The following is a 25,210-nucleotide window of genomic DNA, read 5'->3' on the forward strand; positions in this document are numbered from 1 at the left end:
CGTCGTCGAACAGTGGCCGCCAGCATACCCCGCCCGGGGGACAAACCCTCCCCAGGTTGCGCGTCCCGCGGGGTTCTCCCGAAGTCTGTCCGTCCGCGAAGGAGCGTGGATAGCATCGGGGCGACGGCAGCCTGCTCGGCGCGGTCACGGGGTGCGTCGCAGGGCACACCCGACGACGGATGGAGGACGGATGCGAGCGGTCCACGCCCGGACGAGCGCGACGACGGCTTCACACAGAGCGGACTCCGCCGGGGGACAACGGCGGCGCGGACGCCGCGGGTTCCGCGCCCGGCTCGGCGCGGCACTGGTGGCCGTCGGTCTGGTCGTCGGCCCCGTGCTCGTCCCCGTGGCCGCCGCGGACGCCACCGAGCCGGTGGACCTCGCCGGAGCGTACGTGCTCGACGACGCCGGAGCGCTGACGAGCGGGCAGCGGACGCAGGTCGAGCGGGCGATCCAGGACCTGTACGACGAGACGAAGACGCAGCTCTACGTCGTCTACGTCCCCACGTTCACGGACCCGACCGACCACACTGCCTGGGGCGACGCGGTCATCCAGCGGAACCAGATCGGCTCCGACAGCATCGTGCTGTCGGTCGCGGTCGACGACCGGATCGCGGACATCCGGCAGACGACCGAGGGCGTGCTGTCCTCGACGGACGTCGAGAACGCCTACCAGCAGGACGCGGTCCCCCAGCTGCGGGACGGGAACTGGTCGGGCGCGGCGGTCGCGCTCGCGGACGGCCTGGTCGCCAGCCAGGCGCCGCCGGACCTGACCTGGCTGTGGGTCGCGCTCGCCGTCGTCGTGGTCGGCCTGCTCGTCCTGCTGCTCGTCGTCCGAGCACGGAACAAGCGCCGGACGGCAGCGGCCGCGCGGGCGCAGCAGGAGTCGCTCGCGGGACTCGAACGGGCCGCGGGCGGTGCCCTCGTCACCATCGACGACGAGCTCAAGACCGCCGAGCAAGAGGTCGGGTTCGCCGCCGCCCAGTTCGGCGACGACGCCGCGAAGCCCTTCGCCGAGGCGGTCGACGCCGCGAAGCGGTCCGTCCGCCAGGCCTTCGCGTACCAGCAGCAGCTCGACGACGAGGTCCCCGACACCCCGCAGCAGCGCGCCGAGTGGGCGAACCAGATCATCGCGATCTGCGAGCAGGCGCACGCGGCGATCGACGAGCAGACCGAGGCCTTCGACCGCCTCCGAGCGCTCGAGGACGGGGTCGAGGACGCGGCACGGGCGCTCGGGTCCGCGGTGGCCGCCGCTCCCGCCGACCTCGCCGCCGCGCGGGCGGCGCTCGACCGGGTGCGCGGGGCGTACGCCGGCCGGACCCTGGCATCGGTGTCGGACAACGTCGACCAGGCGCAGCAGGTGCTCGACTACGCGACCGAGCGGTCCCGGGCAGCCACGGCCGCGATCGCCTCCGGCGACAAGGGCGAGGCCGTCATCGCCGTGCGGGACGCGCAGCACGCCCTGGCGCAGGTGCAGCAGCTGACCGGCAGTGCGACCGCCGCGGAGACGACCTTCGCCGAGGCCGCTGCCCGCGCGCAGGCGATGCGCGCCGACCTCGAGGGCGACGTCGCCGCGGCGCGCGCGATGCGATCGGGCGACCCGGCCCTCGCCGCAACGGCGACGCAGGCCGACGCGGTGCTCCGGCAGGCGGTCGACCCGCGGGACCCGATCGCGGCGGTCGACGCCCTCACGAAGGCGAACACGGCCATCGACGCCGCGTTGGCCACCGCCCACAGCCAGCAGGAGCAGCGCGAGCGGGCCCAGCGGGCGCTCGACGACGCGCTGCGGGACGCGCGGACACGGATCAGTCAGGCGCGGGACTTCATCTCCGTGCGCCGCGGCGCCGTCGGCACCACCGCGCGGACCCGGCTGTCCGAGGCCGAGCGGGCGCTCGACGACGCGGTCGACCTCGCCACCTCCGACCCCGCACGTGCGGTGCAGGCGGCGCGGTCGGCGGAGCAGTACGCCGCGGCTGCGATGGACGCGGCGAACGACGACATGGGCGGGTGGCCGGGGCAGGGCGGCGGCGGGAACGGCGCGCAGCTCGGCGGGCTGGTCACCGGCCTCGTGCTCGGCGGACTGCTCGGCGGACGCGGGGGCAGCTTCGGCGGCGGGTCGTTCGGCGGCTTCGGGGGCGGGGGCGGCGGCTTCGGCGGTGGCGGGGGCGGCGGAGGCGGCGGGTTCTCCGGCGGCGGCCGCTTCTGACCTCCGGGCCTCCCCACCGCCCGCCCAGCGACACCTCCCCCGGCAGACCGCCGGACCGCCCATCCAGATCACCAGTCAGACCACCGACGGACCTCCCAGGAAAGGCAACGCACATGGCAAAGCAGACCATCTTCGGCCGGATCTCCGCGCTCATCCGCGCGAACGTGAACCAGATCATCGACGACGCCGAGGACCCGCAGAAGATGCTGGACCAGCTCGTCCGCGACTACACGAACAACATCGCGGACGCCAAGACCGCGATCGCGCAGACGATCGGCAACCTCCGCCTGCTCGAGCAGGACCACGAGGAGGACAAGCGCGCCGCCACCGAGTGGGGGCAGAAGGCCGCGAACGCCTCGTCGGCCGCGGACAAGTACCGCGCCGAGGGCAAGACGGCCGAGGCGGACAAGTTCGACAACCTCGCGAAGATCGCCATCGGCAAGCAGATCGCCGCCGAACAAGAGGTCAAGGACAACGAGGGCCCGCTCGCCACCCAGAACGAGCAGGTCGAGAAGCTCAAGTCCGGTCTCGCCGGCATGGAGCAGAAGCTCGAGCAGCTCAAGGCCAAGCGCGACTCGCTCGTCGCCCGACAGAAGACCGCCGAGGCACAGTCGAAGGTGAACGACGCCATCGGCAACATCGACATCACCGACCCGACGAGCGACCTCAACCGCTTCGAGGAGAAGGTCCGCCGCGAGGAGGCGAAGGTCCTCGGACAGCAGGAGCTCCAGTCGTCGAGCCTGGACGCGCAGTTCGAGAGCCTCGAGGACGTCGGCCGGGACGCCGAGGTCGAGGCGCGACTCGCCGCGCTGAAGAACGGCGGGTCGTCGACGATCTGACCCGACACGCTGGTGCGGACGGCGCCGGGCCGTGCTGACAGACTGAGACGATGCAGTTCCTCGTCGTCGGGCAGTGGCAGGGTTCGGCGTCGTCGCGGGCGATGCGCCTCGGCGACGGCGCCCAGGCCGTCGCAGCCGATCTCCCCCGTGCCGCCACCACCGTCGTCGACGTGCCCGCGGGCGCAGGCGACCGACTCGAGACCGCCGTCGCGCGCTACACCTCGGTCCGCTCGGTCGCCGAGCGCGTCGCCGAGGAGGTCGGGGTCGCGAGCGAACCCGTGCTCGTCGTCGGCGGGGACGGCTCGAGCGTGCTCGGGGCAACGGTGCTCGTGCGTCCCGGCACGGCCTTCGTCCGGATCGCCGGGTCGAGCGGGTACCGCGCTCTGAACCGCGCCCAGCCCGTCGCCGCGGAGACCGCGGTGCTCCGGCTGCTCGTCGACCGGCCGGACGACCTGTTCCCGGACCTGCCCGTCGTCGACCCAGCGGCCGTCGTCGTCGCGGGCATCCGCGGCACCGAGGACGCCGAGCTCGCCGCGCTCGACCGGGTCGGGATCACGCACCTCGACGTGGACGACGCGACCCCGGACACCCTCGACGCCGCCGTCACCGCGACCGGAGCCGACGCGGTGTTCGTGCACGTCGACCTCGACGTCCTGGACCCGTCCGAGGTCGACGGGCTGCTCGAACCCGTGCCGTTCGGACTCGACGCGGCGGCACTCGTCGCGCAGATCCAGGCGGCGACCCGCGGCCGACGGCTCGTCGGTGCGGCGCTGACGGGGTTCGCGCCGGTCGACCCCGAGCGGGCCGTCGACGACCTCGGCGTGATCCTGCGCGCGGTCGGCGCCCTCACCACGGCGTCCCGCGCGTAGCGGGCGGTTCCGCGCATCGGGAGCCGTCCCGCGTATCGGAGGACATCTCGCGCATCGCAGGCCCTTCCGCGCATCGGAGGACGTCCCGCGCATCGCAGGCCCTTCCGCGCATCGGAGGACGTCCCGCGCATCAGGTGTCGTCCGTTCCGACCCCAGACGCGCGGGCCCGCATCCCATGTCGCGCGCGATGGGATCGATCGCTCACCCGCACCTCCACGCTCACCCGCGCCTCCACACGCACCCGCACCTGCATCCGCACCTGACCCCGCACCGACCCCACCGCGCTGCGCGACGGGCGCGAACCGTCCTCGGCCGCCGACTCCGACGCGCCATCCGGACCGATACCCATCGCACCCGGACGCCCCTCCGGCGGCCTGCGTACGCTCGGGCACATGACGGACTACGACCTCATCGTGATCGGCGCCGGCGCAGTCGGCGAGAACGTGGCGGACTACGCCCACAAGCGCGGCCTCTCGGTCGCCGTGGTCGAGGCCGAGCTGGTCGGCGGCGAGTGCTCGTACTGGGCGTGCATGCCCTCGAAGGCGCTCCTGCGCAGCGGGCACGCGGTCGCGGCGGCGAAGCGACTCGAGGGCGCCGCCCAGGCCGTGACGGGTGACCTCGACGCCGCGAAGGTGCTCGCCCGTCGCAACTCGTTCACCTCGGACTGGAAGGACGACGGACAGGTCGCGTGGCTCGAGTCCGCCGACATCGCGCTCATCCGCGGCCACGCGCGCATCACCGGCGAGAAGACCGTCGAGGTCGCCGGCGAGACCCACACCGCCCGTGCCGCCGTCGCCGTCGTGACCGGGTCGCTGCACCAGCTCCCCGACGTCCCCGGCCTGGCCGAGGCGAAGCCCTGGGGCACCCGCGAGGGCACCAGCGCCCAGCACGTCCCCGAGAGCCTGCTCGTGATCGGCGGCGGGGTCGCCGGCTCCGAGCTCGCGACCGCCTGGGCGTCCCTCGGCGCGAAGGTCACCCTCGTCGCCCGGCACGGCCTGCTCGGCGGCATGGAGCCCTTCGCGGGCGAGCTCGTCGCGGACGCCATGCGGGAGCTCGGCATCGACGTCCGCACGGGCGTCAACCCGACCCGTGTCGACCGGGACGAGCACGGCCTGGTCACGACGACCCTCGACGACGGCACGACCCTGGTGACGAGCGAGGTGCTCGCCGCCACCGGCCGGTCGCCGCACACCGCCGAACTCGGCCTCGAGACCGTCGGGCTCACCCCCGGCGACTGGCTGCAGGTCGACGACACGATGCTCGTGCAGGGCACCGACTGGCTCTACGCCGTCGGTGACGTCAACCACCGCGCACTCCTGACCCACCAGGGCAAGTACCAGGCGCGCGCCGCGGGCGAGGCGATCGCCGCACGCCACCAGGGCCGTCCGGTGCACACCGAGCCGTGGGGCGCGCACGTCGCGACGGCCGACCACGCCGCGGTGCCGCAGGTGACCTTCACGGACCCGGAGGTCGCGAGCGTCGGCCTGACCGAGGACGCTGCTCGCAAGCAGGGGCTCACCGTCCGCGCCGTCGAGTACGACCTGGGCGCCGTCGCCGGCTCCGCACTGCAGGCCGACGGGTACACCGGGCGCGCGAAGATGGTCGTCGACGAGGACCGCGGGGTCGTCGTCGGCGTGACCTTCGTCGGTCAGGACGTTGCCGAGATGCTCCACGCCGCGACGGTCGCCGTCGTCGGCGAGGTCCCGGTCGACCGCCTCTGGCACGCCGTCCCGGCCTACCCGACCATGAACGAGGTCTGGCTGCGCCTGCTCGAGACCTACGGCCGCCCGGAGTAGCGGTGCGGAACCCGCTCCTCGACTCCGCCGTGTCGCGGGCCGGCTGGCTGTTCGCCACGGCCGTCGGCCTCGCGATCGGCGTGCCGCTGTCGACCGGCAGGATCCGGGTCGTCGACGGGCTGGTGGTCTGCAGCGGCCTGCCCCGGTGGGTCTTCCGCCGCGGCGGGACCTGCGTGGGATCGGTGTACCTGACGCGCGACAACGACGGCGACCGGGTGCTCCGGCACGAGCGCGTGCACGTCACGCAGTGGCGCCGCTACGGCATGGCCATGCCGCTGCTCTACGCACTCGCGGGCCGCGATCCCCTGCGCAACCGCTTCGAGGTCGAGGCCGGCCTCGAGGACGGCGGCTACGTCCGCTGACGCCGACGCACGCCGAGCGTGCCAGATCTGGCACGTTCGGCGTGCTCGGGCGACGAATTGTGACCTCCGAGCGGACGTGAGCGGCGTGTCCTGACCACTCGCGGGTGACCAAGCACAGCGGGGGCGAGCGCGCGATGCGAGCGCGCGCGTCAGGCGGCGCGGCGGCGCGGGACGACCAGGGGCGTGCCCGTCTCGGGGTCCGCGACGACCACGCACGGCAGGCCGAAGACGTCCTCGACGAGCTCAGCGGTCAGCACGTCGGCCGGACGCCCCTGCGCGACGATCGACCCCGCCCGCATCGCGACGAGGTGCGTGGCGTACCGCGCCGCCTGGTTGAGGTCGTGGAGCACCGCGACGACCGTGCGTCCGGCCGCGTGCAGCGCCGAGGCCAGTTCGAGCACGTCGTACTGGTGCGCGATGTCGAGGAACGTCGTCGGCTCGTCGAGCAGGACGATGTCGGTCTCCTGCGCGAGCACCATCGCGATCCAGACGCGCTGCCGCTGCCCGCCGGAGAGCTCCCCGACGCTGCGGTCGGCGAGCGTCACGGTGTCGGTCTGCTCGAGCGCGGCCTGGACGGCGGTGCGGTCGGAGCCCGACGAGGGGTGCAGCAGGTCCTGGTGCGGGAACCGGCCGCGGGAGACGAGGTCGCGGACGGTGATGCCCTCGGGGGCGATCGGCGTCTGCGGAAGCATGCCGACCCGGCGCGCGACGGCCTTCGGGCGGTAGGACGTGATCGGCGCACCGTCGAGGTACACCGTGCCCGCGCGGGGCGTCAGGGTCCGGGCGAACGCCTTGAGGAGCGTCGACTTGCCGCACGCGTTCGGACCGACGACGACCGTGAGCTCACCGTCCGGCACGTCGACGTCGAGGGCGTCCACCACGACGCGGTCCTCGTACGCGAGCGTCAGCCCGCGGGCGCCGAGCGCCGTCGTCGGGAGCGCCGAGGGGGTGGAAGTGTTCAGTGCTCGGCCCTGCCGTGCCGCCAGTAGCCCATGAACGCGACCTGCTCCCGGGCGATGCCGACACCGCGCACGAGGTGGCGCCGGAGCTCCTTGACGCAGCTGGCCTCCCCCGCGATCCACGCGTAGACGGGGCGCTCCTCGGCGGCGGCGGGGACGTCCCAGAGCACCTGCTCGTCGACGTCGAGATCTGCGTCGACATCCGCGTCGACCGGGGCGAGTGCGACCGTGGGCGCGACCGCGGCGGCAGCGCCTCGGCCGCCGACGACGTCCGACGCCCACGCGTGCACCTGGTGGGTCATGCGCTCGCCGTGCGAGGCGCCGTTCCGGGCGATCCAGCGGACCTCGACCCCGGCGGGCGCGGACACCGGCAGGCGGTCGGCGTCGGTCGGGACCTCGATGAAGACGTGGCCGACGGCCGTGACGTCGAGGGCCTCGAGGATGGCGCAGATCGCCGGCGCCGCGGTCTCGTCGCCGGCGAGCAGGATGCGGTCGGCGCGCCCCGGGGCGAACTCGGCGGCACCGCTCGGGAGCTCGGCCGGCGAGGACGGGACCGCCGGACCGACGATGCGGAGCTCGTCGCCGACGCGGCAGCCCGAGACCCAGCGGGACGCAGGGCCGGTGTCGCCGTGCGCGACGAAGTCGATGTCGAGTTCGCGGGCATCCGGACGGAACGAGCGGACCGTGTAGGTGCGCAGCGGGTTCCGCACGGCGTCCGGCAGCGCGCGCCAGGCGCCGTACCAGTCGTCGCCGTCGGGCAGGTCGGTGAAGCCGTGGCCCGGGATCGGCAGCACGATCTTGATCCGCTGGTCGAGCCCCACCGCGGAGAACTCCGCGAGGGCGTCTCCGGACAGCGTCACCCGGACGAACGAGGGGGTCAGCGCGGACACGGCCGTCACGCGGACGGAGAAGACGCGGTACCGGGCAGCCACGAACGCAAGTATGGCATGCCTCACCTAACCGTTCCAGGGTGGAACGGGGTACCCCGGACGGTGCGAGGATCGTCCCCGTGCACGAACCCGACGACGAATTCTCGGACCTGGCCGCGCTCGCCGCCGCGAGCGGCGTGACGGAGCCGCTCCGCGCCTCCAGGCAGGTGGTCCGCGGCGACGACGGACGCGAGACCGCCGCGATCCGGTGGGACACGGCGGACGGACGGGAGGCACGGATCACCTACCTGCACGGGCTCGGCATCGACGCGCACAGCTTCGACCAGACCGCGCTCGCCGTCGGCGAGCCGGCGGTCGCCCTCGACCTGCCGGGACACGGCCGGTCGAGCTGGCGCGACGACGCGGACTACGGCGCCGCGGTCACCGCCCCGCAGGTGCTCGCCGCGCTCGACGCGCTCGACGTGCCGCCGGGGATCGTCGTCGGGCACTCGCTCGGGGCGATCCTCGCTGCGCGGCTGGCGTCGCTCGCACCGGAGCGGGTGACCGGTCTCGTGCTCGTCGACATGTCGCCGGACTTCGCGCAGCGGGCCGTCGACCGGATCGCGCGGGCGCTCGAGGACGAGGAGCCGTTCGCGTCCCTCGACGAGGTGGTCGACCGCGCCGTCGAGGCCCGGGTCGGCGACGACCGGCAGGTGCTGCTCCGCGAGGCGCGGCACACCACCCGGCTCGGCGCGGACGGGCGGCTCGTGCGGCGGCACCACTTCCCGCACCTGCCCGCCGGCCGGACCGCCTCGGTGGGCCGCTTCGCCGACGCGTGGCCGGACCTCGAGGCGCTGGACGTCCCACTGCTGCTCGTCCGGGGGGACCGCGGCTACGTCTCCCCGAAACTGCACACCGGGTTCGTCGAGCGCCTGCCCGACGCCCGGGTCGTGACGGTCACGGCGCGGCACGCGGTGCAGAACCAGGCACCCCTCGAACTGGCCACGGCGATCCGGGCATGGGCCGGGGACCACGGATTGTTGCACTCCGTGGAGAAACCGTCCCCCGACGGTCCGGTTGATCGGTAGCCTCTTGCGAGCGCGACGCGACGACCGTCGCTCCCACGCGCCCGGAAGGAACCCACAACCCATGAGTCCGCTCCTCCCCCGCCTGGGTCGACGCGCAGCACGCGTCGCCCTCGCCAGCACGGCCGTCGCGGTCGTCTCGGCCCTCGCCCTGACCGGGTGCTCGGGATCGTCGAACGAACAGGGCGGCGCCGACGCGACCGTCCGGATCGGGCTCGTCCTCGAACCGACCAGCCTGGACATCCGCACGCAGTCCGGTGCCGCACTCGACCAGGTGCTCATCGACAACGTGTACCAGGGGCTCGTCGGCCGGGCGGCGGACGGCAGCGGTGCGATCCACGACGTGCTCGCGTCGAAGCACGAGGTCTCGTCCGACGGGCTCACCTACACGTTCACGCTCCGCGACGGGACGACGTTCCAGGACGGCAAGCCGGTCACCGCGGCCGACGTCGTGTGGTCGCTCCAGCAGGTCAAGGACAACGCGTCCTACGTCGACTCCGCGCAGCTCGCGAACGTCCGGTCGATCGCGTCGCCGTCGTCGGACCAGGTCGTCCTGACGCTGTCGAAGCCGGACTCCGACCTGCTCTGGAACCTGACCGGCCGCGCGGGACTCGTGCTCGAGCAGGCCGCGAAGAACGACCTGTCGGACTCCGCGAACGGCACCGGCCCGTACGAGGTGTCGAGCTGGAAGCAGGGCGACGCGCTCGTCTTCGCCCGGAACGCCGACTACTGGGGCACGAAGGCGAAGGTCGCCAAGGTCGAGTTCCGGTACATCACGGACGGGTCCGCGGCCGTGAACGCGATGGCCGCGGGCGACCTGGACGTGCAGACCTCGGTCGACGGCACGCTGAAGAGCCAGCTCGAGGGCAACGCCGACATCTCGCTGCACACCGGCAAGACGACCGACAAGTACACGCTCGCGTTCAACGACCGCAAGGCGCCCTTCACCGACGTCAAGGTCCGCAAGGCGATCCGGCAGGCGATCGACCCGAAGGCGCTCATCAAGGCGATCGGTGGGACCGGGGTGCCGCAGGGCGGGCCGATCCCGGAGCTCGACCCGGGCTACCAGGACCTGACCGACGTCGACGCGTACGACCCCGCGGCCGCGAAGCAGCTGCTCGCCGAGGCCGGCGCGAAGGACCTGAAGCTCACCCTGACCTACCCGAACATCTACGCGGCGACGATCGGCGACGTGCTGAAGTCGCAGCTCGCGGACGTCGGCATCACGCTGAGCGTCCAGCGCGTCGACTTCGCCACGTGGCTGTCGCAGGTGTTCGAGAAGCACGACTTCGACCTGTCGATGGTCAACCACGTCGAGTCGCGGGACTTCGGCAACTGGGCGAACCCGGACTACTACTTCGGGTACGACAACCCCGAGGTGCAGGCCCTGTACGCGCAGTCCGTCGCGGCGACCGACCAGGCCGACAAGACGAAGGCGCTCGAACAGGCGGCCCGGATCGTCAGCGAGGACGCCGCCGGCGAGTGGCTCTACACGGCGACGTCGGTCACCGCGGTCCGCAAGGGCGTGACGGGCGTGCCGTTCGACGGCACGAACTCCCGCCTGGACCTCGCGCAGCTGGCGGTGCGGTGACCGGGGTCGCCGCTGCCGGGCCCGTAGCATCGGACTCGTGACCCGGTTCCTCGTCGGGCGACTGCTGCTGCTCGTCGTCGGTCTGCTCGTGGCGAGCATCATCGTGTTCGCCGTGCTCCGGGTGCTCCCCGGCGACGTCGCGCAGGTCGTCGCCGGCACGCAGGCGTCCCCGGCGCAGGTCGAGCAGCTCCGGCAGCAGCTCGGCCTGGACCGGCCGGTCGTGGTGCAGTACGCCGACTGGATCGGCGGGCTGCTGCACGGCGACCTCGGCCGCTCGCTCGTCACCGGGGGCCAGGTCGCCCCCGAGCTGACCCAGAAGCTCGCGGTCACGCTGCCCCTCGCCGGGATGTCGCTCGCCGCGGCCCTGGTGCTCGGCGTGCCGCTCGGGGTGCTCGCCGCGGTGCTGCGGCGCCGCGCGGGCGGTGCCGTGATCGCGTTCGTCGCCCAGGCCGTCGCCGCGATCCCGATCGTCTGGGCGGGGCTGCTGCTCATCGCGCTGTTCGCCGTGACGCTCCGCTGGCTCCCGCCGCAGGGCTTCCCGCTCGACGGCTGGGGCGAGCCCGGGCGGGCGTTCTCGGCGCTCGTGCTCCCCGCGCTCACGATCGGCGCGGTCGAGGGCGCCGTGATCCTGCGGTTCACGCGCTCCGCCACGCTCGGGGTGCTCGACGCCGACCACGTCCGCACCGCCGCCGCGATCGGGCTCACCCGGACGCAGGCGCTCGTGCGGCACGGGCTGCCGTCCGTGGCGCTCACGGTGCTCGCGGTGCTCGGTGTGCAGATCGCCGGGCTGCTCGTCGGGGCCGTCGTCGTCGAGCAGCTGTTCTCGCTGCCCGGTGTCGGCCGGATGCTCGTCACCGACGTCGGCCGGCGGGACGTCACGAAGGTGCAGTCCGAGCTCCTCGTGCTCACCGGGCTCGTCCTGCTCGTCGGCTTCGCGGTCGACGTGCTGCACCGCGTGCTCGACCCCCGGCAACGCGAGGTGCACGAGTGATCCGCCGACTCGTCGCCCGGCCGACCGGGGTGTTCGCCGTCGTGGTCCTCGGCCTGCTCGTGGTCCTGGCCGCCGTGTCCCTCGTGTGGACGCCGCAGGACCCCTTCCGCACCGACCCGTTCCGGCAGTGGTCCGGGCCGAGCGCCGCGCACTGGTTCGGCACCGACGCCTCCGGACGGGACATCGCGAGCTACCTCCTCGCGGGCACGCGGACGACGGTGCTCGTCGCGGTGGGGTCCGGGGTCATCGCGAGCGTCGTCGGCATCGTGCTCACGGCGGTCGGCTCGCTCACCGCCCGGTGGGTGCGCGAGGGCACGGCCGTCCTGCTCGACATCCTCGTGGCGTTCCCCACGCTGTTGACGGCGATGCTGCTCACCGCGGTGTTCGGCGGTTCGCTCGGCGTCGTGGTCGTGAGCGTCGGCCTGTCCTTCGGCGTGACGATCGCCCGCGTGGCCCGCGGCGAGATCCGCCGGATCGCGCGCAGCGACTACGTCGTCGCGGCACGGGCGTCCGGCGTGGGACCGCTCGGGGTGCTCACCCGTCACCTCGTGCCGAACGCGACGCCGCTGTTCACCGTGCAGCTCTCGCTCGCGATGGCGACCGCGGTCCTGGCCGAGGCCGGGTTGTCGTACCTGGGCTACGGCGCCGGCTCGGACACCGCGTCGTGGGGCAGCATGCTCGCCGACCTGCAGACCTACGTGGGCGTCCACCCGTGGAGCGCCGCGTGGCCGGGAGCCGCGATCGCCCTCGTGGTCGCCGCGCTCTCGCTGCTCGGCGACGCGGTGCGGGACGCGACCGACCCGCGGCTGACGACGGGCGACCGGGCGTCCGACCCGACCACGACCTCGCCGACGACCCCGGGGGTGACCGCGTGACGGACGCACACGACCGCGTGACGCACGCACACGACCGCGTGACGGACGCACACGAGCGCGGGCCGGACCCGCGCGCCGGACTCGAGGTCTCGGGTCTCTCGGTGCGCATCGCGGGGCGGACGGTCCTGGACCGTGTGTCGTTCACCGTGCCTCCCGGCCGTCGCGTCGGCGTGATCGGCGCGTCCGGATCCGGCAAGTCGATGACCTCGCTCGCCCTGATGGGGTTGGAGCCCACCGGTGCGCTCGTGACCGGCAGCATCCGCCTGGACGGGCGGGAGCTCGTCGGCCTGCCCGACCGCGAGCGGGCGAAGCACCGCGGCGCGGACCTGGGCATGGTGTTCCAGGAACCGGGCACGGCGCTCGACCCGCTCCGACGGGTCGGCGCGCAGGTCGCGGAGCCCCTCCGGCTGCACCGCGGCCTGGACCGTCGTGCCGCACGGACCGCCGCCGTCGCACTGGCCGACGCGGTGGGTCTGCCGGACCCGGCGTCGCTCCTGCGGCAGTACCCGCACCAGCTGTCCGGCGGGCAGCGGCAGCGGATCTGCATCGCGATGGCGATGGCCGGGTCGCCCGCCTACCTGATCGCCGACGAGCCGACCACGGCGCTCGACGTCACGACCGAGGCCCGGATCCTCGAGCTGTTCGAGCGGCTGTCCTCGGCACGCGGCACCGGGATGCTGTTCGTGACGCACGACCTCGCCGTGCTCGCGCGCATCGCCGACACCGCCGTCGTGCTGCACGAGGGGCGCGTCGTCGAGCAGGGGCCGGTCCGCACCCTGCTCGGGGCACCGCAGCACCCCGCCACGACCGCACTCGTCGAGGCCGCCCGCGCCACCGCCAGGAGGACCCCGTGACCACGCCCTCCGCAGCGCCGCAGCCGGACGCCCTGCCCGTCCTGGCCGGGACCGGGCTGCACCGCACGTACCGGCTCCCCCGCCGTGGGCCGTTCGAGCCCGGCCCGGTCCGCACCGCCGTCGACGGGATCGACCTGACGGTCGCTCCCGGCGCCCGGCTCGGGATCGTCGGCGAGTCCGGGTCCGGCAAGTCCACCCTGGTGCGGCTGCTCGCCGGCCTGGAGGCGCCTTCCGCCGGCACCGTGACCGCCTCCGGTCGTCCCGTGGTCGCGTCCGCCTCCGCTGCCGCGATGCGGTGGTTCCGTCGCGAGACGGGCGTCGTGTTCCAGGACCCCTATGCGTCGCTCGACCCGCGGATGCGCGTGGGCACGATCATCGCCGAGCCGCTCCGGGCACTGCGGATCCCCGGCGACCACCGAGAGCTGGTGCGGCGGGTCCTCGAGCGGGTCGACCTGCCGGTGGACGCCGTGGACCGGTACCCGCACGAGTTCTCCGGCGGGCAGCGGCAGCGGATCGCGATCGCCCGGGCGGTGGTGCACGAGCCGCGGATCCTGTTCGGGGACGAGCCGATGAGCGCCCTCGACGTGGTGGTCCGCGCGCGCGTGATCGACCTGTTCCGCTCGCTCGCGGACGACCTCGGGTTGACGCTCGTCCTCGTGTCGCACGACATCGGCGTGGTGCAGCGGCTGTGCGACACCGTGGCGGTGCTGTCCGAGGGGCGGATCGTCGAGCACGGCCCGGTCGCGCTGCTGGACGACCCCCAGCACGACGTCACGCGGGCGCTGGTCGCGGCGGCGCCGACGCTGCCGTAGGCGGTGCGGGCGGGCGCGAGCGCCTCACCAGCAGGCGGGGTGCCGCCGCTGCCACCGCAGACGTCGCTCGAGCTGGGCGCCGAGCGCGAGCAGCGTGCGCTCACCCCCGGGACGGCCGATCAGCTGCACGCCCATCGGCAGACCCTCGCCGTCCGGGTGGCCCGCACCGGTGACCCCGACGGGCAGCGTGATCGCGGGCAGTCCCGCGACGTTCACCATCGAGGTCCACGGGGAGTACGCGCACTGGCGGCGGAAGTCCTCGTCCGGGTCGTCGCCGTACCATCCGAGGGGCCGCGGCGGCAACGCCAACGTCGGGGTGAGCACGGCGTCGAACCGGTCGAACGCCCGGATCAGCGCCACGGAGAACGCGTCGAGGGCCGTCATGGCGTCGAGCACCTGCGTCGCGGTGAGTCGCCGGCCGCGCTCGACGAGCCACCCGACGAGCGGGGTCAGCGCCGTCAGGTCGATGCCGGGCACCCGGGGCAGCCCGGCGGCGCTCGACTCCCACGCCACCCGGAAGGCGTCGGCGTAGGGCACCCGGGGCAACGAGACGTCCTCGACCCCGTGCCCGACCTCGCCGAGCACCCGGACGGCGGTGGCCACGGCCTCGCGGGCGGCGGGGTCGAACACCACGTCGACGGTGTCGTCCCACGGGGAGCCGTCGAGCAGCCCGACGACGAAGCGCCCCTCGCCCCGGACCGCCGCGGCGGTGAAGGGGCCGTCGCCGACGTCGGGCGTGACGAGCGCGTACGGCCTCGGTTCGTCGAGCCCGGTCGGCCGGACGAGGGCGTCGAGGAACATGCCGGCGTCCGCGACGTTCCGGGTGATCGGCCCGGCGACGCTCAGGCCGCCGAGGCCCGACCGTCCGGGCACGGACGGCACCCGGCCCCGGCTCGGCTTGAGTCCGACGAGCCCGGTCGCCGCCGCGGGGATGCGCACCGATCCCCCGCCGTCGGTCCCCACGGCCGCCGGGAGCAGTCCCGCCGCGACCGCGACCGCGGCACCGCTCGACGACCCGCCGGGAGCCCGGGAGGTGTCCCAGGGGTTGACGGTGGTGCCGAGTCGGGTCTCGGAGGACGACGACATCCCGAACTCGGGCGTCGTCGTCTTGCCGAGGCTCACGGTGCCGGCCGCGGCGAGCGCTGCGACGAGCGGGTGGTCGGCGGCTGCGGGTGCCGCGGGCAGGGCGACGGATCCGCTGCGGGTGACGACGCCCGTGCGGTCGTACAGGTCCTTGTCGCCGTGCGGGAGTCCGCAGAGCGGTCGGGAGGTCGGCACGTCGGTCCCGGGCTGCGCGGTGGTCCCGAGCTGCGCGGCGCGGCTCCGGGCCTCGTCCGCGGTGACGGTGACGAACGCGCCGAGCTCCGGGTCGAGCCGAGCGATGCGGTCGAGGTAGTGCTCGGTGACCTCGAGCGCGGTGGTCTCGCCCCGTCGGATCCAGTCCCAGAGTTCCTGCGCGGTGAGGTGGTGGAGTTCGAACACGGTCCCTGAGCCTAGGCGGCGGTGTCCGCGGCCAGGTGTGCGGCGAGCACGTCCCGGACCGTCGTCCAGCGGTGCGGGCCGTAGCGGTCGTTCCGGACGTGGTGGAGGGTGGCCTCGCCGCTGAACATGCTGACGAAGTACTGCATCCCCTGCCAGGCGGGGAACGGCTCGTCGTCCGGGGCGCTCGAGACGCGTCGGCCGATCCGCGCCATGGCCGACAGCGTGCTCGCGGTGCCCGCCCACTGCGTGCGGAAGTGCGTGCCGGTGAGCTGCGAGAGCGTGTCCGCGACGCTCCGGGCGGTCACCCGGTCGCCGGCGACCTCGACGACCCGCGGGGCGTCCGGGTCGAGTGCGGCGAGCGCCGTCACCCGCGCGGTGTCGTCCTTCGTGGTGAAGTCGAGCACCTGGTCGGCGGAGGACCAGTACAGCACCCGGCGGCGGTCGAACAGGATCATGGGTGCCTGGCCGGTGAGCATGTCGGTGAAGGCGCCGTTCAGCACCGAGGTCGCGCGGACCGGTGCGGCGTCGAGCACGGCGGTGAACTCGCGGCGGAGCTCGAAGTTGCGGTTGGTGCCCGGGGTGATCGAGCGGTAGTCGGCGGAGTAGTCGGACGGCAGGAACCGCGGCACCCCGGCGTCCACGGCGGCGCGGAGCAGGGCGGACTGGGCGTCGACGATGACCGAGCGGGTCCCGCTCACCGCGGAGACGACGACGTCGACCCCGTCGAGGGCGCGGACGAGGGCGTCGTGGTCGTCGTAGGCGGCGGAGACGAGGCGCACGCGGTCCGGCGCCCCGAAGGCACTCGCGGCACCGGTCGACCCGGCCGCCCCGCCCGACCGGCTGAGCGCCCGGACGAGCACGGGTCCCCGGTCGGCACCCGTGCCACCGACAGGGGACCGGTCGTCGAGCAGGGCGTGGACGATGCGCGTGCCGAGGTCGCCGGTGGCGCCCGCGACGAGGACGGTGGTGGTCATGCCCCGACGCTACGCACCCTCGCCCGGGTCGGCTCCGGCTTGCACCCTTCGGAGGAACTCCCGGTGGTGCGTCCCTCCGCCGGTCGTCGCGGGGACGGCGGATTCCTAGCGTCGAAGCCATGCCTCCACACACGAAGACCGACGAACACACGAACACGGGGAAGCACGCACCCCGGACGAACCTCGCGGCGCGACACCCCATCGCGACCTTCGCGGTCCTGGCGCTCGGCCTGAGCTGGCTCGCCTGGATCCCGTACATCCTCAGCCCGCACGGGCTCGGCGTCTGGGACGTCCACTTCCCGGAGTTGCTCGGCACGGCGCAGTTCACCGGCATCCTCCCCGGGGCGCTCCTCGGTCCGCTCGGCAGCGCGTTCCTCGTCACGGCCCTCGCCGACGGGCGCCCGGGTCTCCGGCGCTGGGTCGGGCGGCTGTGGCGCTGGCGGGTCCCGTGGCGCTGGTACGCGCTGGCGCTCGTCGGCGTCCCGCTGCTGGTGGTCCTGACCGGGCTGCCGTTCTCCGGCGGTCAGGTGCAGGCTCCCACGGCGCTGGCGCTCGTGGCACTCGTGCCCGGGCTGGTCGTGCAGCTGTTCACCACCGGTCTGTCGGAGGAGCCCGGCTGGCGCGACTTCGCCCTGCCCCGGCTGCAGGAGCGGTTCGGTCCCCTCGGTGCCGTCGCGGTGCTCGGTCCGCTCTGGGCGCTCTGGCACATGCCGCTGTACCTGTCCGACTGGGGCGGGTGGCCGGACGCGCACTGGTCGGAACCGCTCGTGTTCGCGCTCTTCACGATCACCTTCAACGTCGTGATGACCTGGGTCTTCAACCGCACCGGCGAGAGCCTGCCGGTCGCGCTGCTCCTGCACGTCGGTGTGAACAACACCATCTCGACGCTGTGGGCGGACATGTACCCGGGGATGACGGCCGGCACGATGATGCACGGTCTCGCGATCGTCTCCACGGTCGCGGCGGTCGTCCTGCTCGTCGCCACCCGCGGGCGGCTCGGCTACCCGGGTGCGCGCGGTGACCGGCCGGGAGGCACGCCCTCCACCACGACGTCGGCGCACGTCGTCCTCGTAGGATCGGACGATGGCACCCGCTGAGTCCCGCGTCGGCCGCACCGAGGTGCTGGTCGCGCTCGGCACCGCGGTCGTCGCGCTCGGCCTGCTGCTCGGCCTCCCGCCGCTGGACGCCGCCGACCCCGAGACCCTCGCAGCGCCCGTCGTCGCTCCCGCGGTGGGCAGCCTGCCGTGGTCGCTCCTGGCGCTCGGGCTGCTCGTGCAGTCCGCCGCGCTCCTGGCCGTGCGTCGGTTCCCCCGGACGGTGCTCGTCGCGGTCGCCGCGGTCCCGGTGCCGATCGCCGTGGCCGTCCCGGCGGTCGTCGACCTGTTCGGGCTGACGGCGCTCCCGGTCCTCGTCGCGGTGGTCGTCGTCGCCCTGCGCGCGCCCCTGGTCCGGACCTGGCCCGCGCTCGTCGTCACCGCCCTGCTCGTCGCCGTCGGCACGGGGGTGGCACCGGGCGATCGTCAGCGGAGCGTTCCGCGGCGGGCAGGTCGTCCGGGCGTTGCTCGACGCGTCGGGGCAGGGCGTCCTGCAGGCCCTCGGCGCGGTCGGGCTCCCCCTGGTCGTCGCGCTCGTCGTCCGCTCCCGCCGGGAGGTCCGCGCCGCCCGGGTCGCCGAGGCCGACGCACGCTCGGCGGAGGCGGACGCTCGCGCCGCCGAGGCCTCGGCGTCGGTCCGCGAGCAGGACGCCCGGGTCGACGCCGCGGTGTCCCGCGAGCGTGCTGCCATGGCCCGCGAGCTGCACGACATCGCCGCGCACCACCTGTCCGGCATCGCCCTCATGTCGGCCGTCATCGACCGGCAGATCGACGTCGACCCGCCCGCCGCGCACGAGGGGGTGCGGCAGGTGCGGGAGCAGAGCACCGCCGTGCTCGAGGACCTGCGTCGCCTCGTCGGGCTCCTGCGCGACGACTCCCCCGCCGAACGCACGGTCGAGACCGTCGCCGGCGTCGTCGACCTGGTCGAACGCGCGCGGCTCCGGTCGGACGTCCGGCTCGAGGTGCTGCCGGGCGATCGTCCCCTGGCGGACGGCGTCGGTCCGCTCGCGCAGCTCGTCACCTACCGGACCGTGCAGGAGGCGCTGTCGAATGCAGCCGTGCACGCGGCCGGGTCGATGGTCACGGTGACCGTCGACGACCGCGACGACGAACGCCTCCGGGTCCGTGTCGAGAACTCGGTTCCCACCGCACCGTCGTCCGGGAGCACGGCAGCGGGTGGGAACGGACTGCGTGGCATGCGTGAGCGGGCGGACCTGGTGGGGGCGCGCCTCCAGGCCGGGCCGACCGACGGCGGCGGCTGGGTGGTGACCCTCGAGCTGAGCCGCGAGCAGCCCGAGGCGGCGTCGTGATCCGGGTGCTCGTGGCGGACGACCAGCCGCTCGTCCGCGCCGGCGTGTCCGCGCTGCTCGCGGCCGAGCCGGACGTCGACGTGGTGGCGGTCGCGGCCGACGGCGGCGAGGCGCTCGCCCTCGCGCGGTCGACGCGGCCGGACGTGGCGGTGCTCGACGTCCGGATGCCGGTGCGGAACGGGATCGAGGTCGCCCGGGAGCTCTGCGCTCCGGACGCGGACCCCGCGGTGCCGGTGTTGGTGCTGACGACGTTCGACCTCGACGACCTGGTGTTCGGGGCGCTCGAGGCCGGCGCGTCGGGGTTCCTGCTCAAGGACGCCGAGCCCGACGTCATCGTCGGCGCCGTCCGGCAGGTCGCGGCGGGCAACGGCACCATCGACCATTCCCTGACCCGGCGGGTCCTGCGGGAGTTCGTGTCCCGGCGCAGCCTGCAGCCCGTGACCGGGGACCGCGCCAGCGAGGTCCTGACCGCCCGCGAGCGCGACGTGTTGCTGCTCCTGGCGCAGGGGATGTCGAACGAGGAGATCGCGGCGGCCCTGGTCGTCGAGGTCTCCACCGTGAAGTCGTACCTGGCGCGGATGCTCCCGAAGCTCGGGGTCCGGTCGCGCCTGCAGGCAGTGGTGTGGGCGTACCAGAACCGGGTCGTGGCGGTCCCCGAGGGGTAGCGCGCGCTGCCGCTCCGCGCGTCGGAGGCCGATCCGCTCGTAGGAGGGTGAATCGCTCGTAGGAGGCCGTTCCTTCCGGCACCCCACGCGCGGATCGGCATCCCATGTCACGCGCGATGGGCAGGAACGCTCGCTACGGGCGGGACCGCCTGACGGACGGGAGGCGCGTGGCGGGGCCGACCCGAGCCTCCCGTCCGGTGGGTGGTGCGTCGCGGACGCGGCGCGCGTCCGTGGGACCATGTCCGGATGACCGCCACGCTCGTCGCCAAGGACCTCGCCGGCGGCCACGCCGCACGCACGCTCTTCGAGGGCCTCGACCTCACGGTGGCCCCTGGTGACGTGATCGGGCTCGTCGGGGTGAACGGCGCCGGGAAGTCGACGCTCCTGCGGCTGCTCGCGGGTGTCGACGAGCCGCTCGCCGGCACGGTGTCGACGAACCCGCCGGACGCGTTCGTCGGGTGGCTGCCCCAGGAGCACGAGCGCGTCCCCGGTGAGACGGTCGCCGCGTACGTGGCCCGTCGGACCGGGTGTGCCCAGGCCACCGCGGCGATGGACACCGCCGCCGAGGCCCTCGGCGCGCCGGACGCCGACGACGCCGCCGCGGACCGCTACAGCGCGGCGCTCGAGCACTGGCTCGCCGCGGGCGCCGCGGACCTGGACGAGCGCCTGCCCGTCGTCCTCGCCGAGCTCGGGCTCGACGTGGGCGCTGAGGACGCCGGAGTCGGCCCGGACTCCCCGATGACCGCGTTGTCCGGCGGGCAGGCAGCGCGCGTCGGACTGGCGGCACTGCTGCTCTCCCGCTTCGACGTGGTGCTCCTCGACGAGCCGACGAACGACCTCGACCTGGACGGCCTCGAACGGCTCGAGCAGTTCGTCCGGGGCCTGCGCGGTGGCGCCGTCCTGGTCAGCCACGACCGCGAGTTCCTCGCCCGTTCGGTCACCGCGGTGCTCGAACTCGACCTCGCGCAGTCGTCACACCGGCTGTTCGGCGGCGGGTACGACTCGTTCCTCGAGGAGCGCGAGATCGCCCGGCAGCACAAGCGCGACGCGTACGACGAGTACGCGGCGACGAAGGCCGACCTGGTGTCCCGCGCCCGCACCCAGCGGGAGTGGTCGAGCCAGGGCGTCCGGAACGCGATGAAGAAGAACCCCGACAACGACAAGATCCGTCGGAAGGCCGCGAGCGAGTCGAGCGAGAAGCAGGCGCAGAAGGTCCGGCAGATGGAGTCCCGGATCGCACGCCTGGACGAGGTCGAGGAGCCGCGCAAGGAGTGGCAGCTCGCGTTCACGATCGGGAGCGCCCCGCGGTCGTCCGCCGTCGTCGCGACGCTGTCCGACGCCCGTTACGAACGCGGCGGGTTCACCCTCGGGCCCGTCTCGCTGCAGGTCTCCGGCGGGGACCGCATCGGCATCACCGGACCGAACGGCGCCGGCAAGTCGACGCTCCTCGCGGCGCTGCTCGGACGGATCGAGCCGACGTCGGGGAACGCCTCGATGGGGTCGAGCGTCGCGGTCGGCGAGGTCGACCAGGCCCGAGCGGCCTTCACGGGCGACGAGCCCCTCGCCGCGGCGTTCGAGGCCCTCGTCCCGGAGATGACCACGGCCGACGTCCGGACCCTGCTCGCCAAGTTCGGGCTGAAGGCCGACCACGTCGGTCGACCGGCGGCGCAGCTCTCCCCCGGGGAGCGGACCCGCGCCGGGCTGGCGCTGCTGCAGGCCCGCGGGGTGAACGTCCTCGTGCTCGACGAGCCGACGAACCACCTCGACCTCCCGGCCATCGAACAGCTCGAGCAGGCGCTCGAGGGCTACGACGGCACCCTCCTGCTCGTCACGCACGACCGCCGGATGCTCGACACGGTCCGGCTCGACCGGCAGTGGCGGGTCGAGGACGGGCGGGTCACCGAGCGCTGATCCGGGTGCGGCAACGGGACGGCACCCTTGCGCTGCCCGCGCCGACCCCTCCAGGATGTTGACGTTGACACAGCCGTCAGCACCGGGTCGACACAGGGGTCGACGACGACAGCCGAGGAGGCGGGATCGATGGGGATCCGAGCAACACGACAGGGGAACGGGCGACGCACACTCGCCTGGGCGATCGCGGCAGCGGTGGCCGTCGGCGGGCTGGGCGGTGCCCCGGCCCTCGCCGCGGCGGCACCGGCCGCGGCAGCGACGAACGCAGCAGCATCGACCACAGCGCCGGCCTTCCAGCCGGGACAGCCGTGGAACGACGACCAGGGACAGCCGATCCAGGGGCACGGCGGCCAGGTCGTCACCGCGCAGGACAGCGACGGCAAGCCGATCTACTACTGGTACGGCGAGGACCGCACGAACGGGTACAGCGACACCCCGGGCGTGCACGTCTACTCGTCGCGCGACCTGTACGACTGGCACGACGAGGGCCTCGCCCTCCGCACGATGACGAGCCGCGCCGACTTCGCCGACCCGTACTTCGCCGCGCTGTACGGCGGCTACGACCAGGCGCAGCAGGACGCCGTCTACCGCGACCTCGGCGTCACGGCGGAGAGCGCGACCCGTCCGGGTGCGATCCTCGAGCGGCCGAAGGTGATCCACAACGCGAAGACCGGCAAGTGGGTCATGTGGGTGCACGCCGACGGCCCCACGGCCACCTCCGACGCCCAGTACGCCAAGGCCACCGCCGGGGTCGCCGTCGCCGACTCCCCCACGGGACCGTTCCGCTACGTCGACTCGTACCGGCTCGACCGGGTCCCCGCGAGCGACCCCACCAACCAGCACCCGAGCGACCCGGGCATGGCCCGTGACATGAACCTCTTCGTGGACGACGACGGCACCGCGTACATCGTCTACGCCAGCGAAGAGAACCTGACGCTCTACATCTCGAAGCTCGACGCCGACTACACGAACCTGTCGGCGGACCCTGCCACGGCCGTCGAGGGCGTCGACTTCCGCCGACCGCAGCCCTGGATCGGCGGGCAGCGGGAGGCCCCGGCCCTCACCAAGGTCGGCGGGACGTACTACCTCGTGACCTCCGGCGCGACCGGGTGGGCCCCGAACGCGGCCGCGTACGCCACCGCGACGGACCTGCTCGGGACCTGGACGGCGCACGGCAACCCGGCCACCGGCACGAACGCCGACACCACGTGCAACTCGCAGAGCACGTCGCTGCTCAACCTCGGCGACGGTCGGGTCGTGTACCTCGGCGACCGGTGGAACAACGCCACCGACCTGCGGACCGCGCCGTCGGTCTGGCTCCCGGTGACCTTCGGCGAGGGCGGCGCGATGTCGTTCTCGTGCGACACCACCAGCTGGACGCTGGACGACCTGCAGCCGTCCACGCCCTGGACAGTCACCACCGCGGTCCCCGGGCAGGCCACGCTCTCGTCGAGCACGAAGGCACTCCCGCGCACCGTGCAGGTCCGCGAGGGGTCCACGACCCGGTCGCACCGCGTCACGTGGGCGGCGGACGCACTCGCCACGGCCGGTGAGCGGACCGTGACCGGCACACTCGACGACGGCCGGACCTTCACCCGCACGGTGACGGTGCTCCCCGCGAAGCTGTCCTACTTCGTCGACGCCGGCGGCCAGGGCACCGCCGACCACACCGCGGACCTCGCGTTCCTGCGGCAGCGCGGCGACCGGCTGCTCAACTCCGTCGACGACCAGCGCTTCGGGGCCGACCCGTCGACCGGCGACCACTGGGGCTACCTCGGCACCACGGGCGGGACGAACGGCACCTCGGGCGGGACGATCACGAGCACCGTCCGCTGGCAGGCCGACGCGACCGACCTGGAGTACGTGCTCACCGGTCTGAAGTCCGGCAAGCAGCGCGTCGACGTCGGCTTCTGGGACCCGTGGACCAAGAGCGCGCCCGGTCGCGCTGCCGCGGTGTCGGTCAACGGGAAGACCGTCGCGACCGCGCAGCCGATCGACGGCACCTTCCGGACGCTGTCGGCCGAGGTGACCGTCGGCAAGGACGGCGTCGTCGACCTCCGGGTCTCGCCCGCGACGAAGTACGGCATCCAGCTCAGCTGGGTGATGGTCTCGAAGGGCTGACCCGCCGTCGAGGGGGCGCGCCGCGCCGAGCGGCGTGCCCTCCCGGCCCGGATCTGGTGGACTGGTGCCGGGGAGGACACCATGCAGCGCAGGACCTGGGGCATCGCACTCGCAGCCGTCGGGGTGGTCGCCGTCGCGGGCACCGTCGTCGGGGTCGTCGCGGCGGGGTCGGCGCCCGAACCGGCGGCCACCCGCGCGGCAGCGCCGCGCTCGGTCTCGCCGACCCCGTCGCCGACGCCGAGCGCCACGCCCCTGGCCGCGGTCCCGGCGGCACCGTCGGCCGAGCAGCTCGCCGCCCTGCCCCTGGCCTTCCACGACGCGGTCGTCCCGCAGCTCCTCGACGGCACGCACGTCCACCCCGAGAACCAGTGGACGATCGCCGTGCCGAACGCTGCACTCGTCGCGCTCTACGCCGAGCCGTCGGCGTCGGCAGCTCCGATCGCGACGCTCGCGTCCACGGTCTCGACGATCGACACCCCGGCGGCCACGGCCGTCTGGGGCCGGAGCCCCGGGCAGGACGGCGGCATGGTCCTCGTCTCCACCCCGGCGCGGAACCGCACCCCCGGCGACGGCGGTGACCCGACGGCGCCGAGCGCCACCTTCGCCTGGGCGCGCGCCGCCGACTTCACGCTCACGTCCGCGGACCGGATGATCCAGGTGGACGTCGCCGCGTCGACGGTCTCGGTCGTGGGCCGGGACGGGGCGGTCAGCGCGACCGAGGCCGCCCGGCTCGGCACGCCCGACGACCCGACCCCCACCGCGACGGCGACGTACGTCGAGGCCGCGTACGTCGACGCCCGCGTGACGTACACGCAGGGCAACCCGATCATCCTGACCGGGGCGCACTCGTCGCGGATCGCCCAGTACGGCGGGAACGCGGCCCTGACCGCGCTGCACTACTACCCGGACCCGACCGGCAGCTCGCACGGCTGCGTCCGGATCTCCGCCGAGATGACGAAGACCCTCGCGCAGCTGCCGGTCGGCACCGCGATCCAGTTCACCTGACCGCGGACGTCGTCCGATGCCTCAGGCGTTCGGCGACAACCCGAGCCGCTCGAGCACCTCGGCGCTCTCCTCCTCCGGCGTCCGGTCCGCGGCGATCGTCACGTGCGCCTCGTCCGCCTGCGGGAGCTCGAGCGTGGCCAGCTGCGACGCCAGCAGCGACGTCGGCATGAAGTGCCCAGACCGCGCGGACATCCGGTCGGCGATGAGCGCGCCGTCGCCCGCGACGTGCACGAAGACGACCCCGGGGGCGCGGAGCACGTCGCGGTACGAGCGCTTCAGCGCGGAGCAGGTCACCACGCCCGGGCGTCCGTCGTCCAGGTGCGTCCGGATCCACCCGGCGACGACGTCGAGCCAGGGCCAGCGGTCCTCGTCGGTGAGCGGGGTGCCGGCCTGCATCTTGTCGACGTTCGCCGGCGGGTGCATCTCGTCGCCCTCGGCGAAGTCCCATCCCAGGCGCTCGGCGACCATCGCCGCGACCGTGGACTTCCCGGACCCGGAGACGCCCATCACGACGAGGACCCGCGCGTCGACCCCGGCCTC

The 25,210-nt window shown here is 74.0% G+C and carries 22 protein-coding genes; 17 read left to right on the top strand and 5 right to left on the bottom strand.

Annotation, left to right across the window (positions count from 1 at the left end; translation table 11 throughout):
- The first annotated feature begins 307 nt into the window (after window positions 1–307).
- The 5 genes from FB462_RS10950 (at window position 308) to FB462_RS10970 (ending at window position 6,072) form a co-directional block, all read left to right on the top strand.
- Complete coding sequence (locus FB462_RS10950; protein ID WP_167510092.1) at window positions 308–2,206, top strand: TPM domain-containing protein; 1,899 nt, start codon at window positions 308–310, stop codon at window positions 2,204–2,206.
- A gap of 113 nt (window positions 2,207–2,319) precedes the next feature.
- Complete coding sequence (locus FB462_RS10955) at window positions 2,320–3,045, top strand: PspA/IM30 family protein (RefSeq protein WP_114850016.1); 726 nt, start codon at window positions 2,320–2,322, stop codon at window positions 3,043–3,045.
- A gap of 50 nt (window positions 3,046–3,095) precedes the next feature.
- Window positions 3,096–3,914 carry an arginase family protein gene (locus FB462_RS10960; RefSeq protein ID WP_141861897.1) on the top strand — a complete coding sequence of 273 codons (819 nt, stop codon included), beginning with the start codon at window positions 3,096–3,098 and terminating at the stop codon, window positions 3,912–3,914.
- Window positions 3,915–4,306: 392 nt separating this feature from the next.
- The gene (locus FB462_RS10965) at window positions 4,307–5,710 is read left to right on the top strand and encodes a dihydrolipoyl dehydrogenase family protein (RefSeq protein WP_114850018.1); all 1,404 of its coding nucleotides are present in this window, start codon (window positions 4,307–4,309) and stop codon (window positions 5,708–5,710) included.
- A 2-nt stretch (window positions 5,711–5,712) separates the two neighbouring features.
- Window positions 5,713–6,072: a Fe-S oxidoreductase gene (locus FB462_RS10970; RefSeq protein WP_188868848.1), complete on the top strand. Its 360-nt coding sequence runs from the start codon at window positions 5,713–5,715 to the stop codon at window positions 6,070–6,072.
- Between the two features lie 149 nt (window positions 6,073–6,221).
- Here the strand turns inward: FB462_RS10970 and FB462_RS10975 are convergent, their stop codons facing one another.
- Entirely contained in the window at window positions 6,222–7,034 is an 813-nt protein-coding gene (locus tag FB462_RS10975; RefSeq protein ID WP_141863334.1) for an ABC transporter ATP-binding protein, read from the bottom strand.
- On the bottom strand, window positions 7,031–7,963 hold the full coding sequence (locus FB462_RS10980; RefSeq protein WP_229666817.1) for a siderophore-interacting protein: 933 nt from the start codon (window positions 7,961–7,963) through the stop codon (window positions 7,031–7,033). Before FB462_RS10980 ends, FB462_RS10975 begins: the two co-directional genes overlap by 4 nt.
- Before the next feature lie 77 nt (window positions 7,964–8,040).
- On the opposite strand from FB462_RS10980, the gene FB462_RS10985 reads away from it, so the two are divergent.
- The 6 genes from FB462_RS10985 to FB462_RS11010 all read left to right on the top strand — a co-directional run bounded on the left by FB462_RS10985 (window position 8,041) and on the right by FB462_RS11010 (window position 14,108).
- A complete protein-coding gene (locus FB462_RS10985) occupies window positions 8,041–8,988 on the top strand; it encodes an alpha/beta fold hydrolase (RefSeq protein WP_167510093.1) in 948 nt (315 codons plus the stop codon).
- Between the two features lie 61 nt (window positions 8,989–9,049).
- Window positions 9,050–10,576, top strand: coding sequence for an ABC transporter substrate-binding protein (locus FB462_RS10990; RefSeq protein ID WP_114850020.1), 1,527 nt, complete (start codon window positions 9,050–9,052; stop codon window positions 10,574–10,576).
- A gap of 37 nt (window positions 10,577–10,613) precedes the next feature.
- Entirely contained in the window at window positions 10,614–11,567 is a 954-nt protein-coding gene (locus FB462_RS10995) for an ABC transporter permease (protein WP_114850021.1), read from the top strand.
- Window positions 11,564–12,442, top strand: a complete 879-nt coding sequence (locus FB462_RS11000) for an ABC transporter permease (protein ID WP_114850022.1) — start codon at window positions 11,564–11,566, stop codon at window positions 12,440–12,442. The genes FB462_RS10995 and FB462_RS11000 overlap by 4 nt, the downstream gene beginning before the upstream one ends.
- Window positions 12,439–13,296: an ABC transporter ATP-binding protein gene (locus FB462_RS11005; protein ID WP_308423658.1), complete on the top strand. Its 858-nt coding sequence runs from the start codon at window positions 12,439–12,441 to the stop codon at window positions 13,294–13,296. Before FB462_RS11000 ends, FB462_RS11005 begins: the two co-directional genes overlap by 4 nt.
- The gene (locus FB462_RS11010; protein WP_229666816.1) at window positions 13,293–14,108 is read left to right on the top strand and encodes an ABC transporter ATP-binding protein; all 816 of its coding nucleotides are present in this window, start codon (window positions 13,293–13,295) and stop codon (window positions 14,106–14,108) included. Before FB462_RS11005 ends, FB462_RS11010 begins: the two co-directional genes overlap by 4 nt.
- Window positions 14,109–14,132: 24 nt before the next feature.
- On the opposite strand, the gene FB462_RS11015 is transcribed toward FB462_RS11010, so the two are convergent.
- The gene (locus FB462_RS11015; RefSeq protein WP_141861899.1) at window positions 14,133–15,590 is read right to left on the bottom strand and encodes an amidase; all 1,458 of its coding nucleotides are present in this window, start codon (window positions 15,588–15,590) and stop codon (window positions 14,133–14,135) included.
- An 11-nt stretch (window positions 15,591–15,601) separates the two neighbouring features.
- Window positions 15,602–16,564, bottom strand: a complete 963-nt coding sequence (locus FB462_RS11020; RefSeq protein WP_141861901.1) for an NmrA family NAD(P)-binding protein — start codon at window positions 16,562–16,564, stop codon at window positions 15,602–15,604.
- A 119-nt stretch (window positions 16,565–16,683) separates the two neighbouring features.
- Here FB462_RS11020 and FB462_RS11025 point away from each other — a divergent pair, with 119 nt between their 5' ends.
- From FB462_RS11025 to FB462_RS11050, 6 genes are all read left to right on the top strand, one after another.
- Window positions 16,684–17,661, top strand: a complete 978-nt coding sequence (locus FB462_RS11025; protein ID WP_141861903.1) for a type II CAAX endopeptidase family protein — start codon at window positions 16,684–16,686, stop codon at window positions 17,659–17,661.
- Window positions 17,662–18,122: 461 nt separating this feature from the next.
- Window positions 18,123–18,968, top strand: a complete 846-nt coding sequence (locus tag FB462_RS11030; protein WP_141861906.1) for a sensor histidine kinase — start codon at window positions 18,123–18,125, stop codon at window positions 18,966–18,968.
- A complete protein-coding gene (locus FB462_RS11035; RefSeq protein ID WP_141861908.1) occupies window positions 18,965–19,633 on the top strand; it encodes a response regulator in 669 nt (222 codons plus the stop codon). Before FB462_RS11030 ends, FB462_RS11035 begins: the two co-directional genes overlap by 4 nt.
- A gap of 246 nt (window positions 19,634–19,879) precedes the next feature.
- On the top strand, window positions 19,880–21,544 hold the full coding sequence (locus tag FB462_RS11040; RefSeq protein WP_141861910.1) for an ABC-F family ATP-binding cassette domain-containing protein: 1,665 nt from the start codon (window positions 19,880–19,882) through the stop codon (window positions 21,542–21,544).
- A gap of 129 nt (window positions 21,545–21,673) precedes the next feature.
- Window positions 21,674–23,665, top strand: a complete 1,992-nt coding sequence (locus FB462_RS11045; RefSeq protein WP_141861912.1) for a glycoside hydrolase family 43 protein — start codon at window positions 21,674–21,676, stop codon at window positions 23,663–23,665.
- Between the two features lie 81 nt (window positions 23,666–23,746).
- Complete coding sequence (locus tag FB462_RS11050) at window positions 23,747–24,670, top strand: L,D-transpeptidase (protein WP_141861914.1); 924 nt, start codon at window positions 23,747–23,749, stop codon at window positions 24,668–24,670.
- Window positions 24,671–24,691: 21 nt separating this feature from the next.
- Here FB462_RS11050 and FB462_RS11055 read toward each other — a convergent pair whose 3' ends face one another.
- Window positions 24,692–25,177: a gluconokinase gene (locus FB462_RS11055; protein WP_141863338.1), complete on the bottom strand. Its 486-nt coding sequence runs from the start codon at window positions 25,175–25,177 to the stop codon at window positions 24,692–24,694.
- Window positions 25,178–25,210 lie beyond the last annotated feature (33 nt).

The sequence above is a fragment of the Curtobacterium citreum genome (assembly GCF_006715175.1).
Taxonomy (GTDB): domain Bacteria; phylum Actinomycetota; class Actinomycetes; order Actinomycetales; family Microbacteriaceae; genus Curtobacterium; species Curtobacterium citreum.

Coding starts and splice junctions, on each gene's coding strand:
- FB462_RS10955 (WP_114850016.1), top strand. CDS start 2,320: ATGGCAAAGCAGACCATCTTCGGCCGGATCTCCGCGCTCATCCGCGCG.
- FB462_RS10960 (WP_141861897.1), top strand. CDS start 3,096: ATGCAGTTCCTCGTCGTCGGGCAGTGGCAGGGTTCGGCGTCGTCGCGG.
- FB462_RS10965 (WP_114850018.1), top strand. CDS start 4,307: ATGACGGACTACGACCTCATCGTGATCGGCGCCGGCGCAGTCGGCGAG.
- FB462_RS10990 (WP_114850020.1), top strand. CDS start 9,050: ATGAGTCCGCTCCTCCCCCGCCTGGGTCGACGCGCAGCACGCGTCGCC.
- FB462_RS11020 (WP_141861901.1), bottom strand. CDS start 16,564: ATGACCACCACCGTCCTCGTCGCGGGCGCCACCGGCGACCTCGGCACG.
- FB462_RS11025 (WP_141861903.1), top strand. CDS start 16,684: ATGCCTCCACACACGAAGACCGACGAACACACGAACACGGGGAAGCAC.
- FB462_RS11040 (WP_141861910.1), top strand. CDS start 19,880: ATGACCGCCACGCTCGTCGCCAAGGACCTCGCCGGCGGCCACGCCGCA.
- FB462_RS11045 (WP_141861912.1), top strand. CDS start 21,674: ATGGGGATCCGAGCAACACGACAGGGGAACGGGCGACGCACACTCGCC.
- FB462_RS11050 (WP_141861914.1), top strand. CDS start 23,747: ATGCAGCGCAGGACCTGGGGCATCGCACTCGCAGCCGTCGGGGTGGTC.
- FB462_RS11055 (WP_141863338.1), bottom strand. CDS start 25,177: ATGGGCGTCTCCGGGTCCGGGAAGTCCACGGTCGCGGCGATGGTCGCC.